The 24,422-nt window shown below is 64.2% G+C and carries 27 protein-coding genes and 1 pseudogene; 20 read left to right on the forward strand and 8 right to left on the reverse strand.

Annotated features, from left to right (window positions below):
• Positions 1 to 67: 67 nt before the first annotated feature.
• Complete coding sequence (locus tag LB535_RS10915; RefSeq protein WP_095768352.1) at positions 68 to 157, reverse strand: hypothetical protein; 90 nt, start codon at positions 155 to 157, stop codon at positions 68 to 70.
• Between the two features lie 116 nt (positions 158 to 273).
• Positions 274 to 372 (reverse strand): putative RiPP precursor, encoded by a 99-nt coding sequence (locus tag LB535_RS10920; RefSeq protein ID WP_224632179.1) that lies wholly within the window; start codon positions 370 to 372, stop codon positions 274 to 276.
• A gap of 420 nt (positions 373 to 792) precedes the next feature.
• On the opposite strand from LB535_RS10920, the gene LB535_RS10925 reads away from it, so the two are divergent.
• The 3 genes from LB535_RS10925 (at position 793) to LB535_RS10935 (ending at position 5,448) form a co-directional block, all read left to right on the forward strand.
• A complete protein-coding gene (locus LB535_RS10925; RefSeq protein WP_224632180.1) occupies positions 793 to 2,394 on the forward strand; it encodes a WD40 repeat domain-containing protein in 1,602 nt (533 codons plus the stop codon).
• 150 nt (positions 2,395 to 2,544) lie between these two features.
• Positions 2,545 to 3,222, forward strand: coding sequence for a hypothetical protein (locus LB535_RS10930; RefSeq protein ID WP_224632181.1), 678 nt, complete (start codon positions 2,545 to 2,547; stop codon positions 3,220 to 3,222).
• A 228-nt stretch (positions 3,223 to 3,450) separates the two neighbouring features.
• Positions 3,451 to 5,448 carry an amidase gene (locus LB535_RS10935; protein WP_224632182.1) on the forward strand — a complete coding sequence of 666 codons (1,998 nt, stop codon included), beginning with the start codon at positions 3,451 to 3,453 and terminating at the stop codon, positions 5,446 to 5,448.
• Between the two features lie 35 nt (positions 5,449 to 5,483).
• Here the strand turns inward: LB535_RS10935 and LB535_RS10940 are convergent, their stop codons facing one another.
• Entirely contained in the window at positions 5,484 to 6,467 is a 984-nt protein-coding gene (locus LB535_RS10940) for an MFS transporter (RefSeq protein WP_318012283.1), read from the reverse strand.
• A 33-nt stretch (positions 6,468 to 6,500) separates the two neighbouring features.
• Between LB535_RS10940 and LB535_RS10945 the strand changes: the two genes are divergently transcribed.
• Together LB535_RS10945 and LB535_RS10950 are read left to right on the forward strand one after the other, a co-directional pair.
• Positions 6,501 to 6,794, forward strand: a complete 294-nt coding sequence (locus tag LB535_RS10945; RefSeq protein WP_224632381.1) for a hypothetical protein — start codon at positions 6,501 to 6,503, stop codon at positions 6,792 to 6,794.
• Positions 6,795 to 6,815: 21 nt separating this feature from the next.
• Complete coding sequence (locus LB535_RS10950; RefSeq protein WP_224601387.1) at positions 6,816 to 7,724, forward strand: LysR family transcriptional regulator; 909 nt, start codon at positions 6,816 to 6,818, stop codon at positions 7,722 to 7,724.
• A 12-nt stretch (positions 7,725 to 7,736) separates the two neighbouring features.
• On the opposite strand, the gene LB535_RS10955 is transcribed toward LB535_RS10950, so the two are convergent.
• The gene (locus LB535_RS10955; RefSeq protein ID WP_224544605.1) at positions 7,737 to 8,264 is read right to left on the reverse strand and encodes a hypothetical protein; all 528 of its coding nucleotides are present in this window, start codon (positions 8,262 to 8,264) and stop codon (positions 7,737 to 7,739) included.
• Between the two features lie 141 nt (positions 8,265 to 8,405).
• Here LB535_RS10955 and LB535_RS10960 point away from each other — a divergent pair, with 141 nt between their 5' ends.
• From LB535_RS10960 to LB535_RS10975, 4 genes are all read left to right on the forward strand, one after another.
• Positions 8,406 to 8,957 carry an isochorismatase family protein gene (locus LB535_RS10960; RefSeq protein ID WP_224632183.1) on the forward strand — a complete coding sequence of 184 codons (552 nt, stop codon included), beginning with the start codon at positions 8,406 to 8,408 and terminating at the stop codon, positions 8,955 to 8,957.
• A 60-nt stretch (positions 8,958 to 9,017) separates the two neighbouring features.
• Entirely contained in the window at positions 9,018 to 9,473 is a 456-nt protein-coding gene (locus LB535_RS10965) for a GFA family protein (RefSeq protein WP_224632184.1), read from the forward strand.
• 316 nt (positions 9,474 to 9,789) lie between these two features.
• Positions 9,790 to 10,989 (forward strand): amidohydrolase family protein, encoded by a 1,200-nt coding sequence (locus LB535_RS10970; RefSeq protein ID WP_224632185.1) that lies wholly within the window; start codon positions 9,790 to 9,792, stop codon positions 10,987 to 10,989.
• A gap of 305 nt (positions 10,990 to 11,294) precedes the next feature.
• Positions 11,295 to 11,450, forward strand: a complete 156-nt coding sequence (locus LB535_RS10975; RefSeq protein ID WP_140840629.1) for a DUF1127 domain-containing protein — start codon at positions 11,295 to 11,297, stop codon at positions 11,448 to 11,450.
• A gap of 57 nt (positions 11,451 to 11,507) precedes the next feature.
• Here the strand turns inward: LB535_RS10975 and LB535_RS10980 are convergent, their stop codons facing one another.
• Positions 11,508 to 12,248: a sulfotransferase family protein gene (locus LB535_RS10980; protein ID WP_224601391.1), complete on the reverse strand. Its 741-nt coding sequence runs from the start codon at positions 12,246 to 12,248 to the stop codon at positions 11,508 to 11,510.
• A 276-nt stretch (positions 12,249 to 12,524) separates the two neighbouring features.
• Between LB535_RS10980 and LB535_RS10985 the strand changes: the two genes are divergently transcribed.
• Both LB535_RS10985 and LB535_RS10990 read left to right on the forward strand, forming a co-directional pair.
• Entirely contained in the window at positions 12,525 to 13,694 is a 1,170-nt protein-coding gene (locus LB535_RS10985) for a PLP-dependent aminotransferase family protein (protein WP_224632370.1), read from the forward strand.
• Positions 13,695 to 13,974: 280 nt separating this feature from the next.
• On the forward strand, positions 13,975 to 14,520 hold the full coding sequence (locus tag LB535_RS10990; RefSeq protein ID WP_140840635.1) for a YbhB/YbcL family Raf kinase inhibitor-like protein: 546 nt from the start codon (positions 13,975 to 13,977) through the stop codon (positions 14,518 to 14,520).
• A 37-nt stretch (positions 14,521 to 14,557) separates the two neighbouring features.
• Here LB535_RS10990 and yghU read toward each other — a convergent pair whose 3' ends face one another.
• The gene (gene yghU / locus LB535_RS10995; RefSeq protein ID WP_224632186.1) at positions 14,558 to 15,427 is read right to left on the reverse strand and encodes a glutathione-dependent disulfide-bond oxidoreductase; all 870 of its coding nucleotides are present in this window, start codon (positions 15,425 to 15,427) and stop codon (positions 14,558 to 14,560) included.
• Between the two features lie 203 nt (positions 15,428 to 15,630).
• On the opposite strand from yghU, the gene LB535_RS11000 reads away from it, so the two are divergent.
• Together LB535_RS11000 and LB535_RS11005 are read left to right on the forward strand one after the other, a co-directional pair.
• Complete coding sequence (locus LB535_RS11000; protein ID WP_095768364.1) at positions 15,631 to 16,533, forward strand: S1C family serine protease; 903 nt, start codon at positions 15,631 to 15,633, stop codon at positions 16,531 to 16,533.
• A 13-nt stretch (positions 16,534 to 16,546) separates the two neighbouring features.
• Positions 16,547 to 17,496, forward strand: a pseudogene (locus LB535_RS11005) (LysR family transcriptional regulator).
• Here LB535_RS11005 and LB535_RS11010 read toward each other — a convergent pair.
• A complete protein-coding gene (locus tag LB535_RS11010) occupies positions 17,447 to 18,175 on the reverse strand; it encodes an SDR family oxidoreductase (RefSeq protein ID WP_224632187.1) in 729 nt (242 codons plus the stop codon). The pseudogene LB535_RS11005 and the gene LB535_RS11010 sit on opposite strands and share 50 nt — an antisense overlap.
• Before the next feature lie 294 nt (positions 18,176 to 18,469).
• On the opposite strand from LB535_RS11010, the gene LB535_RS11015 reads away from it, so the two are divergent.
• Entirely contained in the window at positions 18,470 to 19,066 is a 597-nt protein-coding gene (locus LB535_RS11015; protein ID WP_224632188.1) for a YdeI/OmpD-associated family protein, read from the forward strand.
• A gap of 157 nt (positions 19,067 to 19,223) precedes the next feature.
• Here the strand turns inward: LB535_RS11015 and LB535_RS11020 are convergent, their stop codons facing one another.
• Positions 19,224 to 19,514 carry a hypothetical protein gene (locus LB535_RS11020; RefSeq protein WP_224632189.1) on the reverse strand — a complete coding sequence of 97 codons (291 nt, stop codon included), beginning with the start codon at positions 19,512 to 19,514 and terminating at the stop codon, positions 19,224 to 19,226.
• A 307-nt stretch (positions 19,515 to 19,821) separates the two neighbouring features.
• On the opposite strand from LB535_RS11020, the gene LB535_RS11025 reads away from it, so the two are divergent.
• From LB535_RS11025 to LB535_RS11050, 6 genes are all read left to right on the forward strand, one after another.
• On the forward strand, positions 19,822 to 20,118 hold the full coding sequence (locus tag LB535_RS11025; RefSeq protein ID WP_224632190.1) for a type II toxin-antitoxin system HigB family toxin: 297 nt from the start codon (positions 19,822 to 19,824) through the stop codon (positions 20,116 to 20,118).
• Positions 20,118 to 20,534, forward strand: a complete 417-nt coding sequence (locus tag LB535_RS11030) for a type II toxin-antitoxin system HigA family antitoxin (protein ID WP_224632191.1) — start codon at positions 20,118 to 20,120, stop codon at positions 20,532 to 20,534. The genes LB535_RS11025 and LB535_RS11030 overlap by 1 nt, the downstream gene beginning before the upstream one ends.
• Positions 20,535 to 20,823: 289 nt before the next feature.
• Positions 20,824 to 22,032 carry an ABC transporter substrate-binding protein gene (locus LB535_RS11035; RefSeq protein WP_224632192.1) on the forward strand — a complete coding sequence of 403 codons (1,209 nt, stop codon included), beginning with the start codon at positions 20,824 to 20,826 and terminating at the stop codon, positions 22,030 to 22,032.
• A 44-nt stretch (positions 22,033 to 22,076) separates the two neighbouring features.
• Positions 22,077 to 22,829: an ABC transporter ATP-binding protein gene (locus LB535_RS11040; protein WP_224632371.1), complete on the forward strand. Its 753-nt coding sequence runs from the start codon at positions 22,077 to 22,079 to the stop codon at positions 22,827 to 22,829.
• Positions 22,822 to 23,526: an ABC transporter ATP-binding protein gene (locus LB535_RS11045; protein WP_224632193.1), complete on the forward strand. Its 705-nt coding sequence runs from the start codon at positions 22,822 to 22,824 to the stop codon at positions 23,524 to 23,526. Before LB535_RS11040 ends, LB535_RS11045 begins: the two co-directional genes overlap by 8 nt.
• Positions 23,527 to 23,533: 7 nt before the next feature.
• Positions 23,534 to 24,421, forward strand: a complete 888-nt coding sequence (locus LB535_RS11050) for a branched-chain amino acid ABC transporter permease (RefSeq protein ID WP_224632194.1) — start codon at positions 23,534 to 23,536, stop codon at positions 24,419 to 24,421.
• The last annotated feature ends 1 nt before the right edge of the window (position 24,422 follow it).

Consider the following 24,422-nt stretch of genomic DNA (forward strand, 5'->3'; position numbering starts at 1 on the left):
AATTCTTGCGAGTTCTCAAGCAAGACTAACCCGCGCCGCCTGAAGGCCTGTGCAAGGCGCCTTTGGCTCAGAATACGACGGAAGCTGCGCCGTTAGCGGTGATTGCCGAAAGCCTATCCTTCTTGACCAGCGTCGGCCTCACATAGGTCTTCCTCATCCACGCTCTCCCGAAAATTCCGCCGCATGATCTCATACGCACGTCTGCCGTCAAGCAAACGCCCGGGCAAGCGCTTCCCCGTTGCGTATTCCTGCTACTGCACTGATATTATATCGTCAGGTAGCGCCATTGGTGATGGCGAGCGACGGACTTGCCACCACCGCCGAAAGCTTGCCCCTGCGGACGAGAATCGGCTTCTCGTAAATCTTCTTCATTGCAAATTTCCCCCGTTAATTAATGCCGACAAAAGTACCGATTATTTCATCAACCCGGCGTAGGCAGCGAGCCCGCCACGACTGTCGAAAGCTTGCCCTTGCGGGCCAACACAGGCTTCTCATAAGTCTTCTTCATAAGATAGCTCTCCTCAGAAAATCCCTGGCGGATAATCTCACATAAGCAATTTCTGTCAATCACCGCTCCAGTGGGCTGTTCTGTTCCTGGGGATAGCGTTCTACTGATAGAGCCGCCGCCCAATAGTGGGGCGACCGCGCCGGCCGGAACCGGATGCGAAGGATATCGCCCGGCGAAGCTGTGTGACGTCTTGCACTTAGCCTTGGCTGCAAGCTCGGCTAGGATGCCGGGGCCGGCCCGCTGCCACCGGTTGCAACGCGGCGGGCGGCGATGCGGGGAGACCGATGAAGAGATCGACCGAAAGGCTGCTGGCGCTGGCGATGCTGATCGTCGGCATTGCCTGTTTCGCCAAGCTCTATGCGGCGCTGGGCGGCAGGCCGCCGGCGACGGTGCGCCTGGAAGTCTTCGGCGCAGCCGGCGTGCTGTCGGTCCTTGCCGGGCTGCTTTTCCTCGCCGGTCTGGTGCCGGGCGCCGCCGGGCACGATCCGGCCGCCCCTTTGTTCGGCCGCGACGCCGAGATCGCGCCGGCCGGCCATCCGCGGTTGCGCCGCGCAGCGCTCGCATTGCCGCTGTTGGCCCTGGTCGTCATCGTCGCCGACCAGTTCGATCCGTGGCGGACTCAGGAACCGGGCGGCGAAGAGGCTAAGGAAGTCGCCACCGCGCCGGCAGATCCGGCGCCTCGACCGCCCGAACCGAAGCCCGAGCCGGAGGCGAGCGCAAAACCTACCACGCCCGAGTCGAGTATCGAGCCAGCCTTGCCCGTACCCGCACAGCAAGAGGCTGCAAAGCCCCCGTTGCCCGAGCCGGTTGCGGCTCCCGTTCAGCCGGCGCCGACAGCCACTCCACCGGCCGAATCCGCGCCGCCGCGGCCTGCCCAGCCGGCAGAGCCGGTCCAGCCAACCCAGCAGACGGCGCTCGCTCCCGCAACGCCGCCGCAGACGGTGGCGCCGCCTCCACCGGTGCCTCCGGCCCAGCCGACCGCGCTGGAAGGCCACCGCGACGCCGTCGTCTGGCTGGCGGTGTCGGCCGACGGCCACCAGATCATGAGCGCCAGCACCGACCGCATGATCAAGCTCTGGGATATCGAGGGCAAGCGGCTGATCCGCGACCTTGGTGAGCATAAGGACATGGCGCGCAGCGCGCTTTTCATGCCCGATGGCACGACCGTGCTCACTGCTGGCGACGACGGCGAAATCGTGCTGCGCCAGCTATCTGACGGCACGGTGCTGCACGTCTTCTCCTCAGGGGCGAACGGCGGCGTCAGGCAACTGAAGATAAGCCGGGACGGCAGGCGTGCCGTTAGCGGTCACGACACCGGTTCCGTCGTCGTTTGGGATCTGGGGAAGGGAGCGGTCTTGCATGTGCTGCCGGGCCACGACTGGTCGGTGAGTTCCGTCGCCATCTCGCCCGACGGTACCAGGGCGCTCACCGGCAGCATCGACGGTGAGCTGAAGCTCTGGGACATCGTTTCGGGCAAGCAGTTGCGCAGCTGGCTCGGCCACGACCGAGGCGCCTATGGCGCGGTCTTCCTGGCCGATGGCCACCACGCGGTGACCGGCAGCGGCGATTACACGATCAAGCTTTGGGACCTCGACCCCTTCAAGGAGGTCCGCCGCTTCGAGGGGCATTCCGGCACGGTCTATGCGCTGGCCTTGTCGGCCGACGGCAAGCGCCTCGGCTCCGTCTCGCTGGATGGCACCGCCAGGATATGGAACATGGATACCGGTGCCGAGATCGCCGAATTCGATCCCGGCACTGGTCCCATGTACTCGGTCGCCTTCGCCGCCGACGGCACGCTATTGACCGGCGGCATCGACCGCGCCATCCGCGACTGGCCGGCGGCGGGCGGGGAGGGCACGGTGCTGTTTGCCGGGGCGCCGGAGTGAGTGTGACGTTGGAGGTGGGCGAAAAGCGGCCTCGACAGCCAATCTCGCCCAAGTGGGGAAAAATGCCCGGCAGAGCAGATGGGGCGCCACGAACGGCGCCTGTCAGAAGGAGACCTGTACAAGGACTCTCCGAGCAGCCATCGTCGCCGCATGAGCAACACTGCCGAATCCACTTATTTTGTTCTGCAGCAGATCGATCCTGCGACCGGTTCGGCTATCGCTGAGGCCCGAATCCGCGTCTTGGACCTGAAAAAGCTTGGCGCGGTTCTGCGTTGCGGCAACACACAACTATCAGGCTCATGGGAATTGGACCCGGGAGATATTCAAAGGCTGGGCGCGATATGCATCCCACCTCGCGAGCTTGATCCGAGGCTCAATCGCATCGAGCCCTGGCATCCAATCCGCGAGACACCGTATCTCGTTCACACGAATTTCGAGCTGCCGCTGATGCTTGAAGGTCGCAAGCCTCTGGCGGTGTTCCAAGACGCCTATCCGGTGGAGTGGTTGACGGAAATGCTGGCCCGCTTCGACCCGTTCGTCCGTTCGGGTCGGTTGGTGCGCCGCATAATCGACACGCCCTTCACCGAGGCCGAGCGCGCCCGCTTCCCAAAGTTCGAAAGATGGCGGCGCGCCTTCTTCGCACTCCCCGGCGAAGAATGGCGAATAGACGCATATCTGCTGGCATCGAAAGTCTCCGCCAAGACCGGCTGGAACGAAGCCCTCGAACGGATGGAGGGCTCGCTTCTCGGCTATGAGGATTGGCAGAATGATTGGTGGATCGAGCGTAGAGCACGAGAGCGAGAGGCGGGCATTCGTCCGGAAAAATGAATAGCGCCCTTGGATTACCTGACAGGCCGGCTGGACAGCCCCCCTGGCCTGCCGGGCATCTCCCCGCAAGGAGGAAGATTGGCAGTTCCTGCGACGGCGCCCTCTCTGCAGCGTCGCCGATTGGCGAAGCCGTCGCGACATCCAATCTCCCCCTTGCGGGGTAGATGCCCGGCAGGGCAGAGGGGGTGTGACGGAACGCAGCTTCTGTAAGGGAATTCGCTCGCCATCATGCTCCACCTCGTCGAAGCCTCGATCGCCGATCTGCGCCGCGCGCTGGAAAATGGCACCGTCACCAGCGTCGAACTTGTCGCTGCGTATCTGCGGCGCATCGCCCATTACGACCGCCACGGCATCGCGCTCAACGCCGTGCCCATCCTCAACCCGAAGATGTTCGAGGAGGCCGAAGCGTCCGACCGGCGCCGGCGCGAGGGCAAGACGCTCGGATCGCTCGACGGCATCCCCTACACCGCCAAGGATAGCTACAAGGCGACGGGCCTGACGGTTGCCGCCGGCTCGCCGGCCTTCGAGCATCTCGTCGCTACGGAAGACGCCTTCACCATCGCCCGGCTACGCGCGGCCGGCGCGGTGCTGATCGGCCTCACCAACATGCCGCCGATGGCCAATGGCGGCATGCAGCGCGGCGTCTATGGCCGCGCCGAAAGTCCGTATAACAAGGATTTCCTCACCGCCGCCTTCGCCTCCGGCTCGTCCAACGGCTCGGGCACCGCGACCGCAGCCAGTTTCGCCGCCTTCGGGCTCGGCGAAGAAACGTGGTCGTCCGGGCGCGCGCCTGCCTCCAACAACGCGCTGGTCGCCTACACGCCTTCGCGCGGCGTGATCTCGGTGCGCGGCAACTGGCCTTTGGTGCCGACCATGGATGTGGTGGTGCCGCATACGCGCACCATCCCCGACATGCTGGAGCTGCTCGATGTGATCGTCGCCGACGACAACGAGACGCGCGGCGATTTCTGGCGCGTGCAGCCTTGGGTGAATATCCCGAAGGCATCCGAGCTCAGGCCGGCGAGCTATGCTGCGCTTCTTCTGCAAGGCGCACTCAACGGCAAGCGGCTCGGTGTGCCCAGAATGTATATCGGCAAGGACGAAGGCGCCGACCGCCCGATCGAGACCGGCGCCTCAGTACTTGAGCTCTGGCGGCAGGCGGCGCGCGACCTTGAATCACTCGGCGCCGAAGTGGTTGAGGTCGATTTCCCTGTCGTCTCCAACTACGAGCGCGATCGTCCGGGCGCGCTGTCGATGGTCGACCGCGGCCTTGTGCCGCCGGAATTCGCCGAACGCGAGATCTGGGACCTGTCCATCTGGTCCTGGGACGATTTCCTGCGCGCCAATGCCGATCCGGCCATCCCCGATCTCGCTTCGGTCGACGGCGCAAAGATCTTCCCGCAGCCGCCGGGCACGTTGCGCGACCGTTACGGCGAGGCCGATTTCGAGCTGGCGCAGTATGTCGAGCGAGCGAAGCGCGGGGTGGCGTCGCTTGCGGACATTCCCACCATCGAGGCGGGCCTGAAAGGCCTGGAAGCAACGCGCCGCGCCGAGTTCGAAGACTGGCTCGATGCCAACCGGCTCGACGCCGTGGTGCTGCCGGCGGTCGCCGATGTCGGTCCGGCCGATGCCGACATCAACGAGGCTTCCGCCCGGCTTGCCTGGCGAAACGGCACCTGGGTCGCCAACGGCAATCTGGTCTGGCGGCATCTCGGCATCCCGACGGTGACGGTGCCGATGGGCACCATGGCCGATATCGGCATGCCCGTCGGCCTCACCTTCGCTGGCAAGGCTTATGACGACGTGGCATTGCTGATGATCGCCGGTGATTACGAGCGCTCCACAAGGCGCCGCACCGTTCCGCCGCGCACCCCGGCGCTGGCCGATGATGTGTTCGAGGGCAGGGGCGCGTCGAGTCGTGTTGGCGATCCCCTGCTCACGCTGGTGCTCACGGCTGAGACGACCCGCGCCGGCGACACCGATGAGATCGCGATCGCGCTGGAGACCGGCGACGCGGCGGTGGTGAAAGTCCACGTCAACGGCGAGCCGGTTTCCATGCAAGGCAGCGCTAACCGATTCACCGGTCGCGTGATCGTACCGGCCACGACCCATCAAGGCTTCCACAGCGTCTGGCGCGGCGCCTATGGCTCCATCGTCACGGCCATTGTGAGGTCGCCGGATGGGCGCGTCAGCGGGGCGTATAGGGTGACGGGTGGGATTGGATAGCTTCCTCCTTCACAAGCGGAGAGGAGAAGATCGAGCTACTCGGTCCAATCCACCACCAGCGCCACCACCCCGAACAGCGCTCCAACCGCGCACACCGCGTTCCAGCCGCCCCAGGTCCAGGCGATGCCGGCAAGCAGCGAGCCGATCGCGCCGCCGATGAAGAAGATGCCGACGAACAGCCCGTTGATGCGGCCCCGCGCCTTGGGCTGCAGGAGATTAACCGCACGGCGGCCCAGCGTCTGGTCGCCGGTGACGCCGAAATCGAGCAGCACGGCGCTGACACCCATCAGGATGAGCGGCAGCCATGCCCCGGCTTTGGCCGCCCCGGCCCATGCGGCGAGGCCGAGCGCCGCAATCAGCACGAGATGGCAGAGGATCGTGGCGGTGCGCGTAAAGCCGCGGTCGCCGGCGCGGCCGAAGATCGGCGTCACAGCCGCGCCGCCGGCGCCGACAAATGCGAACAGCGCAATGCCTTTCTGGCCAAGGTCGAAAGGCGAGGCGGACAGGCGTAGCGCCACCGCCGTCCAGAACACGCTGAAAGCCGCCATCACCAGGCTCGCGGTGAAGGCACGCCGCCGCAGCACCGGTTCCTGACCCAGAAGTCCGACCAGAGAGGCGATGAGCCCCGCATAGCTCGCATGCGCCAGAGGCTTGCGCCTTGGCAAGGCGAGGCCGAGCAGGATGGCGAGCAGCCCAAGTGCCGCGGCGCTGATGCCGTAGAAGGCGCGCCAACCGAAGGCGTCGGCGACGAGGCTGGCGATCGGACGCGAGAGCAGGATGCCGATCATCAGCCCGCTCATCACGTCACCGATAACGCGCCCGTCCTGTCCCGGCGGCGCCATCGAGGCCGCGACCGGCACCAGCACCTGGATGCAGGAACAGGCCGCCCCAAGCACGAACAGCACGGCAAGCAGCGAGGCGGCCGACGGCGCGAATGAAGCGACCGCCGCCGCCAGCGCGGCCGCGCACAGCATGCGCAGCACCAGCACACGGTTCTCGACCAGGTCAGACAGCGGCACCAGGAAGAACAGTCCGGCCGCATAGCCGAGCAGGTGGCCATCGACACTAGGCCGCTTTCCGATGCCGCCGCGCCCAGCGACGGTCCGATCAGCCCGACCAGCGTCTGCGGCGCGAACAGATTGGTGACGATGATGCCGACCGAAGCGGCGAACAGCAGCGTCTGGGATCGCGTGATCGTGCCGCCGCCGGCATGCGGCGACGGATCGGCGAACTCGGCCGTCGCGATCCGGGCGTTGTCTGTTCCGTTCATGGGTAGCCTCGCTGTTTGCATATCTCGCGAGGACTTTATTCGCGCTGATCATAATGCTACAATTGAAATTATTTGATAATGATTATGCGAGATACGCATGAACATCCATGACCTTGAAGCCTTCGTCGCCGTCGTCGAAACCGGCTCCATCGTCGGCGCCTCTGCCAGGCTCAATCTCACCCAGCCCGGCGTGACGCGCCGGGTGCAGAATCTCGAGGAGCGGCTGGCGACGCCTTTGCTCGACCGCCAGTCGAAGCCGCTCAAACCCACCGCATCGGGTCGCGAGGCCTATGAGCATGGCCGTCGGCTGCTGCGCTCGCTGGAGGATCTGAAGGCGGGCGTCTCGCCGGCCGGCGAGGTGAGGGGCGAGTTCCGCCTCGGCATCATGCCTTATCTGTCGACCAGCGCGCTGTCCGAGCCGCTCGACAGTCTTCGCGCGGCCTTCCCGCAATTGACGCTGAATATCACCTCCAGCCTGTCGCCGCGCCTGGTGGAGCAGGTGCTGCACAGCGAGATCGACGCGGTCGCCGTCTGTCTGGCCGAGGGCGTCGCGCCGCCGCCGGAGCTCGTCGGCGACGATCTCGGCGTGCAGGCGGTGCTGCTGGTGGCTTCGCCAGGCCTCGGCGTGCCGAAGCCGGCCGAGCTCAACGATCTTGCGCGCTACCCTTGGGTGCTCAACGAAACCGGCTGCGGCTTCCGCGCCTTCATCCGCCATCGCTTCGAGGCGGCGCGGCTGCCGTTCCATGTCGGCGTGGAGGCGCAGGGCGCGGATCTGAGAATGTCGCTGGTGGCGCGCGGCCACGGCATCGGCGTCGTCACGCCGGGCGCGCTGTCCGGCAGCCAATGGCGCGATGCGGTCGAGGTGGTCGACTGCCCAGGCTTCAAGCCGCAGGTGCGCTGTTGGCTGCTCCACCGCCCGCCGGCCGGCAGGCTGGCGCGTCCGATCGCGGTGTTCCGCGACGCGCTGGCGGAGGCGCTGAAGGGGCCGATGCCGCTGATGTCGTAGAAGCCAGGTGCCTTATCTTCCCCCTGACAGTGGAAAAAGCGATTTCAACATCTTGGCAAAGCGAAGTGTTAGAGACTGCCAGAGGGAGTGGGTTGCACCGTCCGTCGAGTTCGCTATCTCCGGGTCTTGTGATCGGGGCAGGGAGGCGAGCCACGAATCCCAAAACTTCTGCTGCATCGAGACGAACACGGGCATCACGTCATAGCCATCGTCAAATATATTGACTAAGTCGCTCTTCTTGGGACGCTCGCCCGTTTTCACTTTGCAGACCACCAATCCTCGACTCATCTCTGTCACGGTGCCTTCAGGGAAAACATTGGCGCTCGCGCCATAACAAAAGGGTAGTAGTCCTTCCACTTCGAGCTGATTGCGGATTTGGCATAGGGCTTCGAAATAGTCGTCTTCTTCAGCAGCGATGACTTTATTGCGATAGCTGCAGGTGAGCCTGCATCGGGTCCCCGCATCGTGCGGCGTGAACACCGCCTGCTCGTCACCTCCCGTGCCTCCTCCGATCAGGAATACGGTGTATTGTTCATCCATTGTCATCCCCCGATCTCTCGATCATCTTAGTTGTGATTAATCCTGAATGCAACTCAAAATTGTAAATGGTTTGCGCGAGTTGCTGCTTGTTGGCTCCTGCCTCGTCCTTGACCCGCCCCCCACCCACGCTATCTTCGCGCCATGCCAGACACAGCCCCCTCCGCCGCCGCGCCGCTGATCGTCATCGACCTGCAGACCGGCATGTTCGACGGTCGGTTCGATCCGCCGATCCATGACGCCGACACGATCGCCGAGCGTGCCCGTCGGCTGATCGACTGGGCACGGCGTTCCGGCCGCAAAGTGGCGTTCATCCGCCATGACGGACCGGAAGGCGATCCGCTGGCGCCGGGCGCTTCCGGTTGGCCGGTATGGCCGCTGCTCGGTCAGGCCGCCCACGAACCGACCTTCGGCAAGACCGTCGGCAACGCCTTCTCGAATCCCGAACTCGTTGAATGGGTGGCGGGACACGGCGCGAAGGACGTCGTGCTCCTCGGCGCCCAGACTGATTTCTGCGTCGCCGCCACCGTGAAGGGTGCCTTTGCCGAGGGATTTGGCGTCACCGTGGTTTCGGACGCGCATTCGACGCTGGATTCTTTGGAGGAAAACGCGCCCGACATCATTGCCCGCCACAACAAGGCTTTCGCGGGGCAGGGCGTGCGGATGGCGACGACGGCGGAGTTGATCGAAGGCTGAGCGCGCCTTCCCCTTCTTCCCTTGTGGGAGAAGGGAGACCCCCAACCTCAGGAGCCCATCTTGCCAAGTCTTTCTCTTCCCGCCGAAGGAGGCTGCCGCTGCGGCCGCGTGCGCCTGAAAATCTCGGCAAAGCCGCTGCTCACCATGGCCTGCCATTGCACGGGTTGCCAGTCGATGTCGTCCAGCGCCTATTCGCTGAGCGCGGCGATCCCCTCGGAAGGTTTCGAGGTGACGAAGGGCGAACCGGTGGTCGGCGGCCTGCATGGCGCCTCGAAACATTATTTCTGCGGCTACTGCATGACCTGGATGTTCACGCGGCCGGAGGGGATCGACTGGTTCGTCAACCTGCGCCCGACCATGCTCGACGACCATGCCTGGTTCGCGCCCTTCATCGAAACCTGGACAAGTGAGAAATTGCCCTGGGCGGCGACATCGGCCGTGCACAGCTACGCGACGTTGCCTGCCTTCGAGGAATATGAGCCGCTGGTCGCCGAATACGCCAGGATTCAAGGCTGACTTAGGCGGGTCGGTCGAAAAACGGCGACCTGGGTCGCCATTGCCATTTCCGTTCATGGTCGACGCGGCCGTTGGGGGCGCATTGTTGGGGATGTGCTTGGGCGTCCGCGTCGACCACGGCGGCCTCATACCGCAGGCTTCACCATCGCATATCTGCCGCCCGCTGAAACTTCCGCGAAAACGGTATATGCCGAGGGTTGAGCTTGCCGCCCCCCACAACGAGAAGGCAAGGCGAAACACTTTCTATCCCTTGCCGCATTGACCTCGTCCGTTCGACCGGCGACGACTGACGCCTTCCTTGTCAACGGATTGCATCGTGGATCAGACTCGTTTTCTCAACGCCAGGCTTGCCGATGGCTCGCTCCGTGACCTCATCGTCGCCGACGGCCGCTTCAGCGCCATCGCTCCGGCCGGCAATGCAGCCAGGTCCGGTGCCGTCGACCTCGCCGGCCAGCTCGTCCTGCCGGCTTTCGTCGAGGGCCACATCCATCTCGACACCTCCTTCTACGGCGATGTCTGGCGCCCGTACATTCCCTGCACCAACGGCTTCGACGTGCGCGAGCGGGTTGCCGTCCAGATGCGCAACCTCCAGCAGGCAGCACCCATGGCGGAGCGGGCGAGAAACCAGCTCGAGCTCTGCGTCGGCAATGGCAGCCTCGCCATGCGCAGCCATGTCATGGTCGACGCCGCGGTTGGGTTGAAGCATGTGGAGACGATCCTAGCGGTGCGGGAGAAATACCGCGACCTCATCGACATCCAGCTCGTCGCCTTCCCGCAGAGCGGCATTCTGTCCTCGCCAGGCACCGCGGAGTTGCTCGACGAGGCGCTCAAGCTCGGCTGTGACCTGATCGGCGGGCTCGACCCGGCAAGCTTCGATCGCGACGTGAAGGGCCATCTCGATGTGGTGTTCGGCCTTGCCGAAAAACGCGGCGCCGGAATCGACATCCACCTGCATGACCGCGGCACACTCGGCCTGTTCGAGATCGAGGAGATCGCCGCCCGGACCGCGACAATGGGCATGCAGGGAAAGGTTGTCGTCAGCCACGCCTTCGGGCTGGGCGACATCTCCGCCGATGCGTTGGCCAAGGCTGGCGAGCGGATCGCCGGCGCCGGCGTCGCCATCATGACCAACGCGCCCGGCGATCATCCATTCCCGCCGGTGGCGGCGCTGCGCAAGGCGGGCGTCACCGTCTTCGCCGGTTCCGACAACATCCGCGATTCATGGTGGCCCTATGGCGATGGCGACATGCTAAACCGCGCCAACATGATCGGCTACCGCTCCGGCTTCTACGAAGATTGGGAACTGGAGGCCGCCTACGACGTGGTCAGCCACGCCGGCGCCAAGGCGCTGGGGCTCGAAGGCTACGGCATCGCTGTCGGCGCCAAGGCGGATTTCGTTGCGCTGAAGGCCGAGCATGTCCCGGAAGCGGTGGTGGCGGTGCCAAAGGATCGCATAGTCTATCGCGCGGGCTGGGAAGTGGCGCGAGGCGGGAAAGTGGGGCCGAAAACCAGGTGAATTAGAAGCCGTTAATTTGTTGCCGAGCTACAACTCGCGCTATTCGCCTCCCTCTCGGAGACGTGAATCAATCCATCAAGGCGACCAGCCCAAGTGTCTGACATGCAGGTCATGCAAGCTCCTGGTTTTCATGCAGACCGCGTGGCTGATCCTGCAAACTAATTTGCATGCATATGTTTCAAGCCGTTCCGGCTTCGTGAAGCATTTCACCGTTCGCGCGCAATCCACCGGTTACAGACGCATCGCAAAAGCGACGCCGGGAAGAGGCGGCACCGGTTTTCCGCCGCTGATTTAGGAGGTTTTTCATGTTCAAAAGTCTCAACCGAATCCGCGCCGCCTTCGCGCAGGCCAGCAAGCGCCGCCGCACGGCGCGCGAGCTTAACGAGCTGCCGACGGAGATCCAGAAGGACATCGGCTGGCCTGACAGGATCGAACCTGACGAGATCCGTTTGCCGTTCTAATCGCGCGGCCGCCGGAGCCGGAGCGCCGCGGCCCTGGCAGGCCGATCCGGGTGGCCGCTACGCCAGCCACCACCACAGGGCGCCGATGGCCAGCGCGATTAGGACCGCCACGCCGGCAAGCATCAGATAAGATCCCACGATCATCTCGTTGATGATCTTCTTGATGCTGGCGCGATCATTGAGATTAGGGAAGGGTTCGTTGGGCATCGCGACGCCAAGGAAATCGCAGAGCGGCGCCCAGCCGTCGCTGACCTTGAAGACAAGCAGCTTCTCAGGCGGCACCGCCGCCTTCACCTCGTCGACATAGGCGTTATAACGCGCCACCGCTTTGTCGCGGTCGTTCATCACGCCCTTCAGCGTCCGGCCCCAGACCAGCTTGCGCGACATGTCGCCGAACTTGCGGCCGAACGGCGTCAGCCATTCCAGCACCCTGAACTGCCAGACATTCTCGGTGAAGTAGATCGTGTCGATGGTGCTGTCGTACCAGGCCTCGGCTCCGCGCGGATGCAGGGTCAGAAGCACCTTGGCTTCCGGATAGGCGGCCATCAGCTCGCGCCACACGCAGCAGCCCGGATTGTCGACGGTCGCCCGATAATTGGCGAAGACCCGGTTCCAGTCATGCTGCGCGCCGGGCGGGCTGTTCGCCACCTTGCGCCAGAAGTCGAGATGGCCCTTGTTGGCCTTGTTGATGATGACTTCCTGCATGTGGTAGCTCGGAAAGCCGAGCCTGTTCAGCGCGGCGAAAGTCGACCACGTGCCGGTGCGGCCGAAGCCGGCCCCGATGACCTCGAGCGTCATACGCGTTCCCCCATTTGCTCCGGATTGATTTTCTATCAACTTCCAGTTTCTGGTCATAATCGTGCGCTGGCCTTGCCGAGCGTGCAATGGCTTTTCATTAGCATTTGCGAAAATCTGTGGGCCAAATGTTGCCTGGACGATGAGCCATGACCGTTTTGTGTATTCACGCGAAAGGCCAGGCCTGATAATAGGTCAACTAAGCTGACCTAAATAGAAGCACGCTGCGGGAGGTGCGTCTTGACCCTGTTGAACCTTCTGGCCTCGCGTTCCTCGCGCATGAAGGCTTCGGAAATCCGCGAGCTGTTGAAGCTGCTCGACCAGCCCGACATCATCTCCTTCGCCGGCGGCATTCCCGACCCGTCGCTGTTTCCGGCCGAAGCCATCGGCGATGCCTACCAGGCCGTGCTGGGCGGCAAGGAGGCGGGCGCCGCGCTGCAGTACCAGGTCAGCGAGGGTTTCCTGCCGCTGCGCAAATGGCTGGCCGCCTACATGGGCAAGCTTGGCGTTCAATGCGACGAGGGCAACATCTTCATCACCTCCGGCTCGCAGCAGGCGCTCGACTATCTCGGCAAGCTCTTTTTGTCCCCCGGCGACACTGCGCTGGTGACATGGCCGACCTATCTCGGCGCGCTGCAGGCCTTCAACGCCTATGAGCCGCGCTACGACCGGCTGAACACCGCCGGCGGCAACATGACGCCCGAGGCTTATCGCGCGGCAGCGGCGGCAAATGGCGGCAAGGTGAAGTTCGCCTATCTGGTGCCGGATTTCGCGAATCCGACCGGCAATACGCTGGATACCAAGCAGCGCGAGACGGTGCTCGACCTCGCCGGTGAGCTCGACATCGCCGTGATTGAGGATGCCGCCTACCGCGCGCTGCGCTATGACGGCCAGGGCGAACCGCCGATCCTTGCGCTCGATTGCGCCCGCTCCGGCGGCATCGATCGTGCACGCACGCTCTATTGCGGGTCGTTCTCGAAGATCCTGTCGCCCGGCATGCGCGTCGGCTGGGTCTGCGCGCCGCGCCATGTGGTGGAGAAACTGGTGCTGATGAAGCAGGCGTCCGACCTGCACAGCCCCTCGATCAACCAGATGGTCATGCACCGCGTCGCCGAAACCATTTTCGACGCCCAGGTGGAAAAGCTGATCGGCGCCTACCGAAAGCGCCGCGATGCGCTACTTTCCGCGCTGGAAGCCGACATGCCCGCCGGCATTTCCTGGAGCCGTCCGGACGGCGGCATGTTTGTCTGGCTGACGCTGCCGCAAGGTACGGATGCCACCGAGTTGCTGGCGCGCTCGATCAAGGAGGCGCGCGTCGCCTTCGTGCCGGGCAACGCCTTCTACGCCGACAGCACCGGCCGCAACACGCTGCGCATGTCATTCACGCTTGCCGACGACCACGCGGTGAACGAAGGCGTGCCGAGACTGGCAAAGCTGCTGCGGGGCTGATCTTCCTCCAGGGAGATCAGCAGCCGGCCGTCCACTCGCGCAGGCGTGATTGGTCGTGCGCAGGCGTGATTGTCCGCGCGCCCGATTCCTCGGCTAGTGTCGCGATCGATCCAACCCCCTGGATCGACCCGGCCGTGGGGTCCCACCTCCACGGTCCGAACGAAAGAGCCCCGACGGCCTCCACCGGCGGGGCTTTTTCATTGTCCCGGCAGGCGGCCGCGCTAACTTGCCCTTTTTCGGGCCGCTTTTCGGCTACGCTGCGTTATTCAGGGAGGATCAGATGACCTTGCGCCTCGGCTTCACTTTGCTTGCCCTTGTCGCCTTCGCCAGTCAGGCGGCGGCCTTCGAGATATCCAGCCCGTCGGTGTCGAACGGCAAATGGGACGCGAAATATCTCGGCGACAAAGCCGGCTGTGGCGGGCAGAGCGTCTCGATCGCGCTTGCCTGGAAGGATCCGCCGGCCGGAACGAAAAGCTACGCGCTGACCATGTTCGACACCGATGCCAATGGCGGCAAGGGCTTCTGGCACTGGTTGGCCTGGAACATCCCGGCGAGCGCCAAGGGTCTGCGCGAGGGCGCCGGCGCGCAGGGCGGCAAGCGCATGCCCAAGGGCTCCGTGCAGGGCAAAGGCGGCGTCGGCCGCGCCGGCTATTTCGGCCCGTGCCCGCCGCCCGGCAGCGGCGACCATCACTATGTCTTCACGCTCTATGCGCTGGGTGAAAAGACATTGCGCATACCGGCCAACCCCTTGCCGGAGATGATCTCGGTCGCCGCTAAAAGCTCTGCGCTCGGCCAGGCGACCGTGACATACACATATGGGAGGTAACGGGACGGCCAATCTCCCGCACGAGGGCGAGATTACATTACTCCGCCGCTTGCAGCTTATCCTGCGTCTTCGTCTCGAAGTCGCTGGCGTCGTGGCGCTCGCGCAGCTGGAAGGCCGGATCGCCGGACATGCGGTTGACCATGCGGCCGCGCTTCACCGCAGGCCGCGCGTCGATCGCGTCGGCCCAGCGCTGCACATTCTTGTATTCGTGCACCGAGAGGAACTCGGCGGAGTTGGTGTAGCTGCGGCCCTTGGCGAGCCCGCCATACCAGGGCCAGACCGCAATGTCGGCGATCGTGTAGTCGGGGCCCGCGAGATATTCGCTCTCCGCCAGCCGGCGGTCGAGCACATCCATCTGCCGCTTGGTCTCCATGGCGAAGCGGTCGATGGCGTATTCAATCTTTTCGGGCGCATAGGCATAGAAATGGCCGAAGCCGCCGCCGAGATAAGGCGCCGAGCCCATCTGCCAGAACAGCCATGAGAAGGTTTCCGCCCGCGCCGCGCGTTCGGTCGGCAGGAATGCGCCGAACTTCTCGGCGAGGTAGGTGAGGATCGAGCCGGATTCGAACACGCGCACCGGCTTCGGCTCGCTATGGTCCATCAGCGCCGGGATCTTCGAATTCGGATTGACGTCGACAAAGCCCGAGCCGAACTGGTCGCCGTCGCTGATCTTGATCAGCCAGGCATCGTATTCCGCACCCTTGTGGCCGAGCGCCAGAAGCTCCTCCAGCATGATCGTCACTTTCTGGCCATTGGGCGTGGCCAGCGAGTAGAGCTGCAGCGGCTGCTTGCCGACCGGCAGTTTCTTGTCATGCGTGGGGCCCGCGATCGGCCGGTTTATCGAGGCGAACTCACCGCCATTTGGCTTGTTCCAGGTCCAGACTTTCGGCGGGACATATTGGTTCATGTTGAAGGCCTTGTGTTTCGTGAAGTGCGGGCATCTGCCACGGATGCCGATAGACTTAGGTGCGGTTCCGCGCGCGTCAAAGAAAAAAGTTCAATCTTCGTTGAACTAGCGCTTATGCCAGCTTGGGCGAGGGGAAATCCGCCCTTGCACGGCGCTCCTTCGGCCATACTTATAGGCAGAGACCCGCAACGCAGGATGGATCGATGACCATCGAGAAAATTTCGCGCTCCGTTGTTGCCGTGCGCGCCACGGTTCCGGACGACGCCTTCACCGCCAATGCGCTGGGCACGCGCCGCGAGGGCAGCGGCGTGGTGATCCGCGACAATGGGCTTGTGCTCACCATCGGCTATCTGATTACCGAGGCCGAGGAAGTGTGGCTGACCGACCAGGATGGCCGTGTGGTGGCGGCGCATGCGCTGGCTTACGACCAGGAGACCGGCTTCGGCCTCGTGCAGGCGCTGTCGCCGCTCGGCCTGCCGGCGGTCCAGCTCGGCAATGCCCGGAAAGCCAAGATCGGCGATGCCGTGACGCTCGCTGACGGCATCGGCCAGCAGGTCGACGCCCATATCGTGACCAAGCAGGAATTCGCGGGCTATTGGGAATATCTGATCGACGAGGCGATCTTCACGGCGCCCGCGCATCCGTCCTGGGGCGGCGCCGCGCTGTTCGACCGCGCCGGCAAGCTGCTCGGCGTCGGCTCGCTGCGCCTGCAGATGAGCCGCGCCGGCGAGGTGGCCGACATCAACATGGTCGTGCCTATCGATCTTCTGACGCCGATCCTCGACGATCTGATCAAGCGCGGCCAGGCGGCGAAGGCGCCGCGTCCGTGGCTCGGCGCCTTCTCGGCCGAGTCGAACGGCATGGTGGTGGTGATGAGCGTCGCCGAAGGCGGCCCGGCCGCACAGGCGGGCTTGCGCCAGGGCGACATCATCTCCGATGTGCGCGACGGCGAAGTCGATGGTCTGGCCGATTTCTACAGAAAACTCTGGCAGAACCCGGCCGGTGCGGAAATTCCGCTGCGCGTCGTGCGCGACGGCCGCGAGACATGGCTGCGCGTCAAATCCGCGGACCGCAATTCCTTCCTGAAGAAGCCGCAGCTGCAGTAGGCTCGGAGCGCCGGTGCATCCCAGGCTGCTGAAGACCTTTCTCGCGGTCGCGCGTACCCGCAACGTCACGCGCGCGGCGCAGGAGATCTATCTCGCCCAGTCGAGCGTCAGCGACCAGATCCAGGCGCTGGAGACCGAACTTGGCGCCAGTCTCTTCACCCGCTCGCGGCAGGGGCTCACCCTGACGCCGGCCGGCGAGGCGCTGAAACCCTATGCCGAGGAGCTGCTGGCGCTCGCCGGCGACGCGCGGGCCGCCATCGATGCCACGAGGGCCGGGACGGCCGGCACAGTGTCGATCGGCGCGCTGGAGACCATCGCCTCGGCAACGCTTGCCGGCTGGCTTGCCGGCTTCCGCGCCGGTCATCCGGACATCGACATCAAGCTGAAGATAGCCGGAAGCGGCGAGTTGCTGCGCAGGCTGGGCGACGGCGAGATCGACGTCGCTTTCTGCTTCGAGCGGCCCCCAGAGATCGATGTTGGTGAGACGGACCGCCGCCTTGCCAGGCGCGTCATGGCGATCGAGCCACTGGCGCTGATAGCGCCGCCCGGCGACAACCGGGCGGATGTCGATCTGGCGACGCTGGCCGAGAAGCATTTCGTCGCCACCGAGACAGGCTGCGTCTACCGCGCCATGGTCGACAAGGCATTCGCCGAGGCAGGCCTCGGCAATCCCAACCTCGCCGCCGAAGCCGGCAGCATCGACGCCATTGCCGGGCTGGTGGCGGCCGGCGCCGGCTTCGGTCTCGTTCCGCGGATCGCGGTCGCCGCCGCGATCGATCGCGGCGAGGTGTCCGAGCTTGCCTGGCCTGGGCCGGTCCGCTCGGCGGACGTGTGATGATCTGGCGCCGCCGGCGCGTCCAGCCACCGGCGCTTAAGGCACTGCTCACCGCCATAGGGGAGGGATTCGCCTTGGTCACACCAGGCGATGCCCGCCCTCGATATGCAGCGTCTCTCCCGTCGTAAAGCCATTGCCGATCAGGAAGCGGATTGCGTCGGCGATGTCCTCCGGCTTTCCGACCCGACCTACCGGCAGTCGTTTCGCCATCGCCGCAAGCGTGTCGTCCTTTTTGTCGCCGGCGACGAACTTCCAGATCGGCGTGTCGACCCAGCCGGGCGAGACAGCGTTGACCCGGATCGGCGCCAGTTCGACGGCCAAAGCCCGCACCAGCCCGTCCAATGCGGCGTTGACGGCGGCAACGACCGCGCCGCGTGCCGCCGGCCGGTAGGCGGCAATGCCCGAGACGAAGGTGAGCGAGCCGCTCGGCGGCAGCTTCGGCGCGCCATGCTTGGCGAGCAAAAGCGGCCCGTAGAACTTGCTTTCCACCACCTTTTGCGCGGCTGAAAGCTCGATCTCGGGCAACAGCCGGTAGGCGCCTTCGATGTCGGCCGCCGTGCTGACGATATGGTCGAGCCTGCCGATGCGCTGAAACAGTGCGGCGACCTCATCCTCGCGGCTGATATCGACCACGGCTGTTTCGAGCGTGCCCGGCTGGCCCAGTTCTTCCCGCGCCGCGCCCAGCTTCGCTTCGCCGCGCCCAGCGATGATGACGTGCGCGCCTTCCTCGAGGCATCGCCTGGCGAGCGCCAGCCCCATGCCCGAGCTGCCGCCGGCGACCAGGATTTTTTGCTTCTCCATGTCCATGCCTTTCCTTTGCATGGAGGGGTTTGGCAGACCCTGGCGCGAAGCGGAAACGGAAGAAACCGATGGTGGTATCGGAAACTCCGATGGCGGTTCAGCCGATCTCCCCCCTTGTGGGGGAGATGCCCGGCAGGGCAGAGGGGGGCGCGAAGGAATGCGACCTTTCAGTTTCATCTCGATCGGATAGAACGAACGTCATTGTCGGTCGGCGGGACAGCGCCCCCCTCTGGCCTGCCGGCCATCTCCCCCACGAGAGGGGAGATTAGCAACTTCGGCGCCGCGCAAGGAGGAACAACGATGGCCCCCATTAAGGTCGATCCGGACAAGGTGCGCGAATTCGCGGATGCCGAAAGCTTCCATGCCTGGCTTGCCGACAACCACGCCAGCGAAAGCGAGGTCTGGATCAAGATCCACAAGGTCGGTTCTGGCCTCGCCTCGATCACGCCAAAGGAGGCGATCGACGTCGTGCTTTGCTTCGGCTGGATCGACGCGGTGCGGAAGTCGCTCGACGAGAGGAGTTTCCTGCAGCGCTACACGCCGCGCGGCAGGAAGAGCATCTGGAGCAAGATCAACATCGACAATGTCGCGCGCCTGATCGAGGCGGGCCGCATGACCGAGCATGGCCTCAAGCAGGTCGAGGCCGCCAAGGCCGACGGTCGCTGGGACCGCGCCTATGGCGGATCGAAGGAGATGACCATCCCGCCCGACCTGCAGGCCGCGATCGATGCCGAACCGAAGGCGAAAGCGGTGCTGGAGAAGCTTTCGGCACAGAACCGCTTCGCGCTCGCCTTCCGCGTCCACAACATGAAGACCGAGGCCGGCCGCAAGAAGAAGATTGCTGATCTGGTGGCGATGTTGAAGCGGGGCGAGACGATCCACCCGCAGAAGAAGTAAGGCATGATCCCGAAATGGTTGCAGGGGGTTGCCCACTGAGTCCGCAAACAAAAACGCCGCCCGGGAGGGAGGGCGGCGTTTTCGGGAAGCGATGATCCTGAACCCTTAGTAAGCGGTCTCGGATCATCCGGTCATGAAGGCCGCAACGCGTCAGGCCTTATGCGGCCTTCTTCGCAAGATGCTTCTTCATCACATGGTGCTTGCGCACGTGGTGCTTCTTCACGTGATGATGCTTGCGAGCATGATGACGGTGGTGCTTCCTGAGCTTCTTGTGCGGGCCATTGGCGCCAGCCTTCGCCGTCTCGGAAGCGGCCGGGGTCGCGGCAGGAGCAGTGGTGCTCGTCGCCGGGGCGGCGGTCGTCGTGGTGGTGGTCTGGGCGTTGGCGGCGGGCACGGCGAAAGCGAGAGCGACGGCGAGGCCGAGTGCGGAAAGAACGGTCTTCTTCATAATCGGCTTTCCTTGGGTTCGGATCAATGTCTGTTGTTGCGCGCCGTGGTGGATCGGCTGCTGCGGGTACCGTTATGACACCGGCTCTTTTCGCGAGTTTTTCCCGACTGTTGAATCTTGTTTCCGGATTGTGTCTGGCGCCGCCGGCATCGTCTGGGCCGCGACCTTGCCCGACGACGGGTCCGACCGGCGGCTTTTTTCGCGACGGCAAGCGGCTGCCGTGGTGAGCGGGCGTCGATGAGATGGATATTTCCCAATTTGGGTAAATTCCTCTTGTTCCCAGTTTGGGAAATGGCTATATCGGTTCATGCAGATCGTAAGCAGGAAAACGCTCGTCACCTTCTGGACGAAGCACCCGCAATCCAAAGTGCCGCTGACGGCCTGGTTCAATGCGTCGAGCAAGGTCGAATGGAAGGGGCCGGCTGATATCAAGGAACAGTTCGGCGCAAACGTCGATTTCTTAGCTGATAACCGTCTGGTGTTCGATATTGCGGGCAATAGATACCGGCTGATTGTGCATGTCAGCTACACGTTCAAGCGGGTGCTCATCAAATTCGTCGGCACTCACGCCGAGTACGACAAGATAGACGCGGAGAAGGTGTGATGGACAATATCCGACCGATTAAGACCGAAGCCGATTACGATTGGGCGATTGCGGAGATCACTCGCTATTTTGACAAGGAGCCCATTCCCGGCACGCCTGATGCTGACCGTTTCGATGTTCTTGCTGAGCTCATCGAAGCATATGAGGCAAAACACTACCCTATCGCGGAAACCGACCCGGTGGACGCCATCACTGCTCATATGGAGATGGCCAATCTCAGCAGGCACGCGCTGGTAAAGCTGCTCGGGTCAGCATCGCGCGCATCTGAGATTCTAGCCCGCAAGCGAGCGCTGACGATGGACATGGCTTTTAAGCTCAACCGTGAATGGCATATCCCTGCAGAGGTTCTGATCGTCCCTTACCACTTGGCCGATCAAGGCAACAAAGACGATAAAAAAGCCGCCGCTCGCGCTTGACCGTCCCGGGCGTCTCATCACCGCGTGAGCGTCTCTCGATCATCTCCGGCAACCGGGCATCCCATCCATCTGCCATGCTACGAAAATAGCATTCTCGGCCTGCGACATGTGGTGCTAGGCTCGCGCCCGTGCACCCAAGGCACGCTGCGGCCCAGCTCGCAAACAGGAGGGCCCGCCAGAGGAGGAGCGGCAGAGCGGGATCGAGGCTCCAATCCAAAATCCGAAGGAACTGTTGAACCATCGCGAGGCAGCCGCGTTTCCCGTGGTTGCCACATGGGAGGAACCACCAGTGAAAGCATCCTATCTCGTCTCGGCCGCGCTCCTTGCGGCATCCGCAATGCCGGCCGCGGCTGGCGAAATCTCCGATGGCAAGGTCAAGATCGGCATCCTCAACGACCAGTCGGGCGTCTATGCCGATTTCGGCGGCAAGTGGTCGGTCGAGGCCGCCAAGATGGCGGTCGATGATTTCGGCGGCAAGGTGCAGGGCGCGCCGATCGAGATCGTCAGCGCCGATCATCAGAACAAGCCCGACATCGCCTCCAACATCGCGCGCCAGTGGTACGACACCGAGCAGGTCGACGCGATCATGGAGCTCACGACATCGTCCGTGGCTTTGGCCGTCCAGGGGCTTTCGAAGGAAAAGAAGAAGATCGATATCGTCACCGGGGCGGCTTCCACCGACCTCACCGGCAAGCAGTGCTCGCCCTATGGCTTCCACTGGGCCTACGACACGCACTCCCAAGCGGTCGGCACCGGCGGCCAGCTGGTGAAGCAGGGCGGCGATAGCTGGTATTTCATCACCGTCGATTATGCCTTTGGCTATTCGCTGAAAGATCAGACCGCCAAGCTGGTCGAGGCGAGCGGCGGCAAGGTGCTGGGCGAGGTGCGCTATCCGCTCGGCTCCACCGACTATTCCTCCTTCCTGCTGCAGGCGCAGTCCTCCGGCGCCAAGATCGTCGGGCTCGCCAATGCCGGCCTCGACACCTCGAACTCGATCAAGCAGGCAGCCGAATTCGGCATCGTCGCCGGCGGCCAGCGGCTGGCCGCGCTCCTTTTCACACTCGCCGAAGTGCACGGGCTGGGCCTGCAGGCGGCGCAAGGCGTGGTGCTAACCGAAGGGTTCTACTGGGATCGCGACGACAAGAGCCGTGAATTCGCCCAGCGCTTCTTCAAGCGCACCAACCGCATGCCGAACATGATCCAGGCCGGCACCTATTCGGCCGTGACGCAGTATCTGAAGGCCATCGACAAGGCAGGCACCGACGAGACCGAGGCGGTTGCCAAGGAGCTGCATGAGATGCCGGTCAACGACGTCTTCACCGCCAACAGCAAGGTGCAGGCCGACGGCTCGATGGTGCACGACATGTATCTCTACCAGGTCAAGAAGCCGGAAGAGTCGAAGAAGGACTGGGACTATTACACCTATCTGGCCACCATTCCGGGCGACAAGGCCTTCATGAAGGCCGAGGACAGCGGCTGTCCGCTCGTCGCCAAGTGACGCTCGACACCGCCACCGCTGTCCGGCCGGGCAGCACGGACCAGATGCCGCGGGTGGTGCTTTCCGCCCGCGGCCTGCGGCGCGACTTCGCCGGCTTCGTCGCGGTGAAGGATGTCGACCTCGACGTCCATCACGCCAAGATCCATGCGCTGATCGGCCCGAACGGCGCCGGCAAGACGACCATCTTCAACCTCTTGACCAAATTCCTGCAGCCGACCAGCGGCAGGATCGAATTGCTCGGCACCGACATCACCCGCACGCCGCCGGCGAAAGTGGCGCGCATGGGGCTCGTCCGCTCCTTCCAGATATCGGCGATCTTTCCGCACCTCTCCGTGCTCGACAATGTTCGCGTGGCGCTGCAGCGTCCAAGCGGGCTGGGCTACCAGTTCTGGCGCCCGGTCTCGGCGTTGGATCGGCTTACGCCGAGGGCGCGCGAGCTGCTCGCCATCGTCGGCCTCGATGACGCCGCGCATCGTCTCGCCGGCGATCTCTCCTATGGCCGCAAGCGCGTGCTGGAGATCGCGACCACATTGGCGCTCGAACCGAAGGTGCTTCTGCTTGACGAGCCGATGGCCGGCATGGGGCATGAGGATGTCGGCACGATCTCCGGCATTATCCGCGCGCTGGCAAAAGACCGCGCCGTGCTGATGGTCGAGCACAATCTCACCGTCGTTGCCGATCTCTGCGACTGGATTACCGTCATGCAGCGCGGCCAGGTCCTGGCGGCCGGCGACTACGCCACAGTCAGCAAGGACGAGCGTGTGCGCGTCGCCTACATGGGGACCGAGCATGAGTGAGCCGCTGCTTGCCGTGCGCGATCTCCACGCCTGGTACGGCGAGGGCCATGCGCTGCATGGCGTCAACCTCGACGTCATGCGCGGCGAGACCGTGACGCTGCTTGGCCGCAACGGCGTCGGCAAGACGACGACGCTGCGGGCCATCATGGGCCTGATCCGCAAGCGCACCGGCTCCGTCACCTTCAACGGCAAGGACCTGATCCGCCTGCCGTTGCACCGCGTCGCGCATCAGGGCATCGGCTTCGTGCCGGAGGAGCGCGGCATCTTCGCCACTCTTACCGTCGACGAGAACCTGATCCTGCCGCCGGTCGTGGCCGAGGGCGGCATGAGCGTTGAGGAGATATTCGAACTTTTCCCGAACCTCAAGGAACGCCGCAACAGCCAGGGCACGAAGCTGTCCGGCGGCGAGCAGCAGATGCTGGCCATCGCCCGCATCCTGCGGACCGGCGTCGAGATGCTTTTGCTCGACGAGCCGACGGAGGGCCTGGCGCCCGTCATCGTCCAGCGAATCGGCGAGTTGCTGGCGACGTTGAAGAAGCGCGGCATGACCATCCTGCTGGTCGAGCAGAACTTCCGCTTCGCCGCCCGCATCGCCGACCGCTTCTACCTGATGGACCACGGCAAGGTGGTGGAGGGTTTTGCCGTCGGCCAGCTGACCGCGCATACCGACAAGCTGCACGAGGTGCTGGGGGTATGATGGTGCCATGACCATGATCTTCGGCATCCCCATCCAGGCGTTCCTCGGCCAACTCCTCGTTGGCCTGATCAACGGCTCCTTCTACGCCATGCTCAGCCTCGGGCTCGCCGTCATCTTCGGCCTGCTGCGCATAATCAATTTCGCCCATGGTGCGCTCTATATGCTGGGCGCCTTCATCGGCTATCTGCTGCTGGTGCATTTGGGCGTCGGCTACTGGCTGGCGCTGGTCCTGGTGCCGCTTGTCGTCGGCCTGTTCGGCATGGCGGTCGAGCGCCTTGCTTTGTCGCATCTCTACCGCCTCGACCCACTCTATGGCCTGCTCTTCACCTTTGGCCTCGCCTTGGTCATCGAAGGCGTGTTCCGCTATTATTACGGCGTCTCCGGCAATCCATACGCCGTGCCCGCGCTGCTTGCCGGCGGCACCAATCTCGGCTTCATGTTCCTGCCCAATTATCGCGGCTGGGTGGTGGCGGCTTCGCTCATCGTCTGCATCGGCACCTGGCTGCTGATCGAGAAGACCAGGCTAGGCTCCTACCTGCGCGCCGCCACCGAGAACCCGGAACTGGTCCAGGCCTTCGGCGTCAACGTGCCGCTTCTGCTCACGCTCACCTACGGGCTGGGCGCGGCGCTTGCTGGGCTCGCCGGCATTCTCGCCGCTCCGGTCTACCAGGTCAGCCCGCTGATGGGCTCGGACCTGATCATCGTCGTCTTCGCCGTCGTCGTGGTCGGCGGCATGGGCTCGATTCTCGGCGCCATCGTCACCGGCTACTTGCTCGGCCTCGCCGAGGGCCTGACCAAAGTCTTCTATCCCGAGGCCTCGAACCTCGTCGTCTTCGTCATCATGGCGATCGTGCTTTTGCTCAGGCCCGCCGGCCTGTTCGGAAGGGACGCCTGAG

It is taken from the genome of Mesorhizobium sp. CA10 (genome assembly GCF_020165285.1).
In the GTDB taxonomy this organism is placed as follows: domain Bacteria; phylum Pseudomonadota; class Alphaproteobacteria; order Rhizobiales; family Rhizobiaceae; genus Mesorhizobium.